Below are 444 nucleotides of genomic sequence, written 5' to 3'. Positions count from 1 at the left end.
TGACCTCTGCCTCTATCTCCAGCCTTTCCATCTCCCGCTTTTTGGCACGGTATTCTGCAGCAGCCAGTACAAAAGCCTCGAAAAGCCGCCCCATTTCGGGCAAATGCTCCGCCTGCCACTGGACGCCAATCACAAAGCTCTCCTCTGCCTCAATCGCCTCGATGAGGCCGTCGACGGCGTAGGCAACGGGCTTTATTCCCTCACCAACCCTCTTGATGGCCTGGTGATGGAAGCTGTTGACGCGCAGATAAACCTCGTTGGTGCCCTCTATGCTGAGCTCGTCCTTGAGAATCTCATAGAGCTTCGAGCTCATCTTTATCCTTACTCCGTGAACACGCTGGGTCGGACCGATAATGTTCAGATCCCAGTCATGCTTGATGGCTTTAGGAATCTCCGTTAGATCTTGATACAGAGTTCCACCCAGGGCAACGTTTATAACTTGCA

Annotated in this window: 1 protein-coding gene; it reads right to left on the bottom strand. The window is 52.9% G+C overall.

The window, feature by feature from the left end:
- Positions 1–391: gamma-glutamyl-gamma-aminobutyrate hydrolase family protein (locus E3E30_RS11175; protein WP_346765920.1), on the bottom strand; the 391-nt coding region annotated here is incomplete at its 3' end.
- Positions 392–444 lie beyond the last annotated feature (53 nt).

Origin of the sequence: Thermococcus sp. 9N3 (assembly GCF_012027685.1) — an archaeon.
Classification (GTDB): Archaea; Methanobacteriota_B; Thermococci; order Thermococcales; family Thermococcaceae; genus Thermococcus; species Thermococcus nautili.
This window is presented reverse-complemented; position numbering and strand designations above follow the sequence as displayed.